The 7,423-nt window shown below is 73.1% G+C and carries 8 protein-coding genes; 3 read left to right on the forward strand and 5 right to left on the reverse strand.

The window, feature by feature from the left end:
• Positions 1–49 precede the first annotated feature (49 nt).
• Positions 50–1,549 carry a serine hydrolase domain-containing protein gene (locus tag ACZ63J_RS00500; protein ID WP_465400612.1) on the forward strand — a complete coding sequence of 500 codons (1,500 nt, stop codon included), beginning with the start codon at positions 50–52 and terminating at the stop codon, positions 1,547–1,549.
• Positions 1,550–1,560: 11 nt separating this feature from the next.
• On the opposite strand, the gene ACZ63J_RS00505 is transcribed toward ACZ63J_RS00500, so the two are convergent.
• Complete coding sequence (locus ACZ63J_RS00505) at positions 1,561–2,124, reverse strand: hypothetical protein (RefSeq protein WP_465400611.1); 564 nt, start codon at positions 2,122–2,124, stop codon at positions 1,561–1,563.
• 28 nt (positions 2,125–2,152) lie between these two features.
• On the opposite strand from ACZ63J_RS00505, the gene ACZ63J_RS00510 reads away from it, so the two are divergent.
• Both ACZ63J_RS00510 and ACZ63J_RS00515 read left to right on the forward strand, forming a co-directional pair.
• Entirely contained in the window at positions 2,153–2,563 is a 411-nt protein-coding gene (locus tag ACZ63J_RS00510) for a winged helix-turn-helix transcriptional regulator (protein ID WP_465400610.1), read from the forward strand.
• An 11-nt stretch (positions 2,564–2,574) separates the two neighbouring features.
• Positions 2,575–3,624: a hypothetical protein gene (locus ACZ63J_RS00515; protein WP_465400609.1), complete on the forward strand. Its 1,050-nt coding sequence runs from the start codon at positions 2,575–2,577 to the stop codon at positions 3,622–3,624.
• On the opposite strand, the gene ACZ63J_RS00520 is transcribed toward ACZ63J_RS00515, so the two are convergent.
• From ACZ63J_RS00520 to ACZ63J_RS00535, 4 genes are read right to left on the reverse strand one after another with little or no spacing between them, the layout of a single operon-like run.
• The gene (locus ACZ63J_RS00520; protein WP_465400608.1) at positions 3,524–4,942 is read right to left on the reverse strand and encodes a caspase family protein; all 1,419 of its coding nucleotides are present in this window, start codon (positions 4,940–4,942) and stop codon (positions 3,524–3,526) included. The two genes, ACZ63J_RS00515 and ACZ63J_RS00520, sit on opposite strands and share 101 nt — an antisense overlap.
• Entirely contained in the window at positions 4,943–5,293 is a 351-nt protein-coding gene (locus ACZ63J_RS00525) for an effector-associated constant component EACC1 (protein WP_465400607.1), read from the reverse strand.
• A 20-nt stretch (positions 5,294–5,313) separates the two neighbouring features.
• On the reverse strand, positions 5,314–6,525 hold the full coding sequence (locus ACZ63J_RS00530; protein ID WP_465400606.1) for a cytochrome P450 family protein: 1,212 nt from the start codon (positions 6,523–6,525) through the stop codon (positions 5,314–5,316).
• A gap of 1 nt (position 6,526) precedes the next feature.
• Positions 6,527–7,399 (reverse strand): TauD/TfdA dioxygenase family protein, encoded by an 873-nt coding sequence (locus tag ACZ63J_RS00535; protein ID WP_465400605.1) that lies wholly within the window; start codon positions 7,397–7,399, stop codon positions 6,527–6,529.
• Positions 7,400–7,423: the final 24 nt, after the last annotated feature.

Below are 7,423 nucleotides of genomic sequence, written 5' to 3' on the forward strand. Positions count from 1 at the left end.
GATCTCGTGCCGAACGGGCACCCGTTCGTGGCACCCGGCGAGGAGAGGCATGCTCGACGACGTGATGGGGGCGCTCGACACCGTCCTGCCCCGGCTGGCGGCGGTCACCGGCACGCCCGGGGTGGCCGTCGCGGTGGTGACCGGCACCGAGCTGCGCACCGCCGCGACCGGGTTCGCGGACCTCGGCGCCGGCACGCCGATGACCGGCGAGACGGTGGCGCCGGCCGGGTCGCTCACCAAGCCCGTCACGGGCCTGGCCTTCATGCAGCTCGTGGAGGCCGGCGCGCTCGGCCTCGACACGCCGATCGACCAGGTGCTGCCCGCGGGGCTGCGCGGCCCCGACCCCGCGCCCGTCACCGCGGCCATGCTGGCCGCCCACCAAGGTGGTTACTACGGCGACATCGTCACGGCCACGGCACACGCGGCACCCGCCGAACCGGTCCTCGACTACGTCCGGCGCCGCCACGAAGCCGGGCGCGCCGTGGAGTACGGCGGCGCGCTGCCGCTGGTGACAAAACCGGGCCCCTACTCGTATTCCAGCTTCGGTGTCGGGGTGCTCGGCGGCGCCGTCGAGCACCTGACCGGCGAACCCTACGGCGCGCGCGTCCACGAGCACGTGTTCGCGCCGGCCGGGATGACCGCCACGAGCGTCGAGGACGGCACGAGGAACCCGTGGGCGACCGGCGCGGCGGACCGGACCGGCGACCGGGCGACCGGGTACATGGCCTTCGGCGACTGGTGCCTGCCGAGCCCGCCGCTGCGCACCTCCGCCTACCCGGGCGTCGGAATGCACACGAGCGTCGCGGACGCCGGGCGGCTGCTGCAGTCCTTGCTGCGCACCGCCCGCGGCGACCACGGTCTCGTCCGGGCGGAGTCGCTCGCGGCCATGGTGACGCCGCGGGTCGCGCGCCCGAGCCACGGTGTCCGGTCGTTCTCCGGCCTGACGCTCGAGCTCGCCGACCCGGAGCTGGGGCCGGACTGGTGGTGGGGGCACACCGCCGCGTTCCCGTGGGGCTTCTGGTGGGAGGCCCGGGTCTGGCCGCACCGCGACCTCGCCGCCGTCGCGGTCGGCAACCGGTGGGACATGGCCCGGTTCCACAACCCCGCCACCCGCAGCGCGCCGGGCCTGGCCGTCGAGTGGGCGGGCCGCTGGGCCGTGTCCGGCGTCCCGGAAAGCCTCCCGGACATGGACGGGCGGCCGCGCTGGACCGGGCCCCGGCCCACCCCGGAAACCTCGCGCTGGATGGGCATTCTGGCCGGGGAACGCACCCACGGCCTGCTCGGCGTCACCGACCCGCTGCCGCCCGCGACACTGGCGGCGATGACGGACGGGGCGCGTTGCCTCGGCGACGCCGCCCCCGGCGGCTGGGACCCGGACGCGTTCGCGCGCGGGCTGGAGCAGGCGCGCGCGGTCGCCCCCGATCCGGACGCGCTCGGCGCACTGGGCCGCGACCTCGGTCCCGCCGCGGCGCTGTGGATGCTCGAGTGCGGGGCGTCGAGCGCCGACTTGACGATGCCGGTCGGCGCTTTCGCCCGCGCGCCACGCTGAGCGCTCGTCCGCTACCCGCGGGTCCGGCGATCGACCGCCAGCCAGTTCGTTTCCCACGTCGTGCCGCCGTCGGCCGAGAAGGCCTGCTCGAACCGCGCCTCGTCCGGACCCGGCCGGAAGATCAGGAACCGCACCTTGATCGGGCGGCCGGCGAGCTGGTCGTCGCCGTAGAACTCACCCGTGCCGTTGTGGAAACCGCCGTACACCGCCGGGGTGAGGAGGCCGTCGCGGAGGTTGACGAAGGTCAGGCTCCACCGCTGGGCCTGTGGTTCGTACAGGCGCATGTTGAGCGCGTTGATGCTTCCGTCCGGCCCCGAGACCGCGAACTCCACGACGTTCGCCCGCCGGTCCATGAGCGGGCGTACGGTGCTGGTGCCCGCGAACTGCAGCCACGTGTCGGCGGATGCGGAGAGCGGCTCGGCGAGGACCCGCACCGTGCTGCGCCAGGCGCCGATCTCCCAGTCGAAGTCCCGCTGGCCGCTGGGCGGTGTTGCCGCGCCACCGGACGCCGCGGTCGCGACCAGCAGGAGGGCGGAAAGGACGGCGATCAGGATTCGCTTGTATGGCACGGTCATGGTCCGACTATCGGAGGGGAGCACCGCCGTGGACAAGAACGCACCTTCAGGTAACCCCGCACGCCCGAACCCGCTGCCCGGCTGCCCGATGGCCGCGGCGTTCGCGGCGGTCGGCGGGAAGTGGAAGCTGACTCTGCTCTACTGGCTCGCCCACGGCGAGTCCCACTTCGCCGGCCTCCGCCGCCGCGCCACGCCGATCACGCCCAAGGTGCTCGCCGAACAGCTGCGCGAGCTCGAAGCCGACGGGCTCGTCGAGCGCGTGGTGACCGGCCCGGTCCCGGCCCGCGTCCTCTACCGGCTCACGCCGTACGGGACCACGGTCCTGCCGGTCGTCGAAGAGGTCCGGGTGTGGGGCGAAGCGCACCTGCGACACACCCGGAGCGAGGCCGCCCCGGACCCGGCGATGAGCTGCGCCGACGCGGTCGTGTTCGCCGGGTAGGCTGACCCGTCGTGATCAGGGCTGGGCTTGTTGTGGTCGTCGCGGGCATCGCCGGGTTGCTCGCGCACCTCGTTGTCACCGTTCCGCCGGGCAGCACCGGGGTGGTCACGGGCGGGTCGTGGGCCGCCATCGGCATCGGCGGCCTGCTGACGCTGGCCGGGATCGCCGACTTCTTCGAGCTCGGCTTCGGCGTTTTCCCCCTGGCCATCGGGATCGCGGGGATCGTCGCGCAACGCGTAACGCACTTCACCGATGCGATGAAAGCGCCGCAGCCGCTGCTGGGGATCGCGGCGGCGACGCTGATCGGCGTCGGGGTGCTCGCCGTGTCCTTCTCCGAAGGCGTGGACGACGCGATCGTCCGGCTGCCGTTCTTCGCCGCCGCCTCACTGCTCAGCGACATCTTCGTCGACTTCGGTCCGGGCTGGGACGAGGTGCTGAACCTGAGCACCGCGGTCCTCGCCGTCGCCGCGGCCGTCACCGCGGTGGTGCTCTTCACCGAGGACGGCTTGCGCGACGTCGACCTCGCGGTCGACCACTACAGCAGCCGGCTGCTGTCGGCGGCGGTGGGCGGGGCCGGCCTGGCGGCGGTGCTGATCACCGTCATGGCGACGTTCGATCTTTCCGTGTTCGCCGACGTCCTGCTGACGGCGGTGGCGGTGGCCGGCGGGTACCTGGTCGTGCCGCTGCTCGTGGCCTTCGCGCTCTACTGGCTCGCCGGGAGCCAGCTGATCGAAAGCGTCCCCGTGAGCGCGGTCGAGAACGCGGTGGGCGCCATGAAACGCCGGGGTGCGGGGATCGGCGCGCTGGCCGCCGGGCTCGTCGCCGTGGCGGCGCTGGTCACGCTGTTCTTCTGGGGGCCGCCGGGCTGGCTGCTGGTCGTTCTCCTGGTCACGGCGGTCATCGCGGCCGCGGCCGCCGGTTGGGGCGGGTATCGGGCCGTCACCGAACTGGCCCCGCTCATCAGGTCGGCGGCGACCCCGGGCCGGATCGCCGTGGTGCTGGAAAATCTGCGCCGGTCGGACCCGGTGTTCCGCCTTCTTCCCGGGGCAGGAAGGCCCTGACCCCGGCGGCCAGCGCGGGATCCGCCCGCCGGTCGCGGAGCACGCCCCGGGCGATCAACTCCGCCTGGTCGTGGTGGCCGAGGCCGGCGAGCTCCCGGACGGCCTGGACGCGCAGCGCGGTCGGCAGCTCCGCGGCGGCGAGCAGCATGGCCATCGCAACGCCCCAGAGGTGCCGGGCCTGAACGTCGGTGACGTCGGTGGTGGCGCCGACCAGGTCGTCGGTGTCCCACGTCGGGTCGTCCCACGCCCGGCCGCTGTCCAGGTCGGTGCGCAGGCGCTTGACCGCGGTGAGCGCGCGGGCGATGTCGGGTACCCGCAACTCCCGCAGGGCGCTGTGGGCGAAGAACGCCTGACCGGCGCGGGCCAAGTCCGTCAGGAACCGCAGCCGGGCGAACACGGGCCAGCTCGGATGCCCGGCCGCCGCGGCGAGCGCGGTGATCGTGGTGCCACCCCGGGGAAAACCGCTCGCGAGCGCGTCGGCTTCGGCGATGGTGTGCAAGGGCGACGGGGTGCTCCGGGGCTGCGGCGGCGGGGTGGCCGGCGGACTCGGCGTCGGCGCCGGCGGGGTGGCCGCCGGACGGTGTGCCCGGTTGCGGACCAGGGCGAACTGCCCCACCGAGTCGCTGTGCACGATCTTCGGCTCGGGGTGGTCGCGGTCCCGCATCCGGCGGCGCAGCTGCTGGTAGACCGTGAACACCGGCAGCACGGGCCCCTCGCCGGGCAGCCCGTCCCGCAGCACCTTGATCAGCTCACCCGAGAAGACCGTGTGCCGCTCGCCTTCGACGAACAGGGCCGCCAGGTGGCGGGGCGCCGAGGCGAGGCCGCACATGCCCCTCGTCTCGATCTGCTCGAGCACCCCGGACGCCTCGTCCGACATGACCTGGCCGAAGGCGCGGCCGGAGTAGCAGCAGTCCACGATGAAGATCTTGATCGGGGCCGGGCTCTCCTTGACGGCCCGGCGCAGCAGGTCGACCCGCAGTGAATGGTGCTCCTTCTCGGCCTCGAAGGTGTCACTCGTGGCCAGCAGGAGCTCGCCGTTGACGTCGACCAGTCCGTGGCCGGCGTAGTAGACGAACAACGTGTCCTCGGCGGTGCGGCACCAGCGCGCGATCTCCAGCCCCGCGTCGTCCTTGTGTCGCGGGTCGACCATCGTGCGAACGTGCTCCGGCCGGAAGCCGCCGAGCCCGGGGTCGGCCAGGACGGCGGCGAGGTCCTCCACGTTGGCCCGCGCCTGCGTGATGTCGGTCAGCCGCGGATCGTCGTACCGGGCGGCGCCGATCAGGATCGCCTTGGACTTCTCGGGGTCGGCCAGGCGCATTCATTCCCCGCCGAGCTGCTTGGCCAGGGCCGCCGCGGTGTCGTTGAGGTCCTTCAGCGCGCTCTTGTGGACGTGCTCGCCCTTGAGGACGACGGTCTTGTCACCGGCCTTGACCGTGATGTCGACCTTCATGCCGCGCGTTTTGAGGTACGCCACCAGCGCCGTGGTCATCCCGGTGAACCCGCTGGTGACCACGAGCGACACGGTGTCGAGCGCCGGACCCATCGTGCCGGCGCCGCCGGCCTGGTCGTGCAGGCGCACCTGCCCCGGGAAGTCCTCCTCGAGCCAGCGCTGCAGGCCCAGCGCGTCGTCTTCACCCTCGACCGTGAGCAAAACCGTGGTCCCCGTCACGCCTCGTATCCTAGTGCGGCTCAGCGGAGGTGGACCTCCAGGTCGACCCGGTGCCGCCCGCGTGGCAGCGGTACCCACTTCGGCTCGGCCACCGGGGTCACCGCCGGGAAGCGGTCGAACAGGCTCCGCAGCGCCACCTCCGCCTCCACCTTCGCCAGGGCCACGCCCAGGCAGAAGTGCGGTCCCCAGCCGAAGCCGACGCCGCCCTCTCGGCCGCCGTGCTGGGCCTGCCAGCGCACGTTCGCCGTGTGCGGGTTGGCGAACTGCGCCGGGTCGCGGTTGGCCGCGCCGAGCACCACCTGGACCGCGTCGCCCGCGGTGATCTGCACGCCGGCCACCTCCAGATCCGTTGCCGCGTAACGGAGGCGGGCCAGCTGGACCGGGCCGTCGGTGCGGACCAGCTCGCGCACCGCCGCCGGCCACAGCTCCGGCTCCGCGCGCAGCAGCTCGCGCTGGGCCGGGTCGCGCATGAGCGCGAGCGCCGCGTTGGACAGCATGTGCGCCATCGTTTCGTGGCCCGCCAGCACCAGGAACACCACCAGCGCCACGGCGTCGACGTCGGTCAGGTCGTCCTGGGCGACGACCTGGCTGAGCAGATCTTCCCGCGGTTCGGCGCGGCGCCGGTCCACCAGCGCGTGGCAGTACGCGAACATCTCGCCCAGCGTCGGCGTGATCCGCGCCGGGTCACCTTCGACCAGCACCTTGCCCCAGCGGTACCAGTCCGCCCAGTCCGCTTCGGGCACCCCGACCATTTCGCACACCACGGCCATCGCCAGCGGGTACGCGTAGTCGGCGAGCAGGTCCGTCGTCGCGCCGCCCAGGCCGTCGAGCAGGCCGTCGACGATCTCCTGCACCCGGGGACGCAGCGCGGCGACCCGCGACGCGCTGAACGCGTGGCTGATGCTGCGACGCAGGCGGGTGTGCTCGGCGCCGTCGAGGCTGAGCAGGCTCGCGCGCAGGTACGGCAGGTGCTCCGGCGGCGTGCCGAGCGCGAGGAACGCCTCCTCCTGCGTCTGCGCGCCCTGGCCCGGCAGGCCGGTGGGATCGTTGCGCACGGCGGGATCGGACAGCACCGCGCGGGCGGCGGCGCTGCCGGTCACCAGCCAGCCCTCGCCGCCGCCGGGCAGCCGGGCCCAGCAGACCGGCGCCTCGGCGAGGACCCGGTCGTACCCGCACATCGGGTCGCCGAGGACGGCCGGGTCGGCCACGTCCACCACAGGTTCGGACGACATGTCAGCCTTTCAGCGGGCCGCCGTTGATCGCGACGCGGTGGCCGAAGCGGGTGTGCGGGTAGTAGTCGTACGTCGCGTGGTGCTGGACGCAGCGGTTGTCCCAGAACACCAGCGTGTTCGGCTCCCAGCGCACGCGGCAGGCCAGCATCGGCCGGTTCGGCACCATCGAGAACAGCAGGTCGAGCACGGCCTGGCTCTCGTCGGCCGACAGCTGGGGGATGCGCGAGGTGTAGGCCGGGTTGACGTACAGCAGCGGCCGGTCGGTTTCCGGGTGCCGCACGACGATCGGGTGCTCACTCGACGGCGGCTCGTAGCCTTCCGGGATCTTGTGGCCGCGGAAGGCGTGCGCGCCGTCGTGGATCGCGGTCAGGCCCGCCAGCAGCTCCTTCAGCTTCGGCGACAGCATGTCGTACGCGAGGTGCATGTTCGCGAAGAGCGTGTCACCCCCGCTGCCCGGCTCGGGCATCCGCGTGATGTGGAGCATCGAGCCCAGGGACGGCTCGGCGTCGGCGGTGCCGTCGGCGTGCCAGCCGTTGCCGAACACGTTGGCCGACTCCGGCGCGGTCGCGACCTCGAGGATGTACGGGTCACCGTGCTCGGGCGGCGGGTTCACCGGACGCAGCTCGCCGAAGCTCGCGGCGAGGCGCTTGTGGTCCTCCACCGTGATGTCCTGATCGCGGAACACCAGCACGTGGTGGTCGAGGAACGCCGTCTTCAGCTCGGTGAGCTGCTCGTCGGTGAGCTCCCGGGTCAGGTCGAGGCCGGTGACCTCGGCGCCGATGATCGGGGTCAAGCCCCGCACCGCCAACGTCCGGAAGTCGCGCGCCGGCCGCGTCGTGATCCGCTTGACGGCGTCGAGTTCGTACTGCTCCATGGTTTCCTTTCTTCCCTGTGGGTC

It is taken from the genome of Amycolatopsis sp. NPDC104863 (assembly GCF_055582965.1).

What these genes read in the sequence shown, in the direction of transcription:
- ACZ63J_RS00500 (WP_465400612.1), top strand. Translation starts at nt 50, where the DNA reads ATGCTCGACGACGTGATGGGGGCGCTCGACACCGTCCTGCCCCGGCTG.
- ACZ63J_RS00505 (WP_465400611.1), bottom strand. Translation starts at nt 2,124, where the DNA reads ATGACCGTGCCATACAAGCGAATCCTGATCGCCGTCCTTTCCGCCCTC.
- ACZ63J_RS00520 (WP_465400608.1), bottom strand. Translation starts at nt 4,942, where the DNA reads ATGCGCCTGGCCGACCCCGAGAAGTCCAAGGCGATCCTGATCGGCGCC.
- ACZ63J_RS00530 (WP_465400606.1), bottom strand. Translation starts at nt 6,525, where the DNA reads ATGTCGTCCGAACCTGTGGTGGACGTGGCCGACCCGGCCGTCCTCGGC.
- ACZ63J_RS00535 (WP_465400605.1), bottom strand. Translation starts at nt 7,399, where the DNA reads ATGGAGCAGTACGAACTCGACGCCGTCAAGCGGATCACGACGCGGCCG.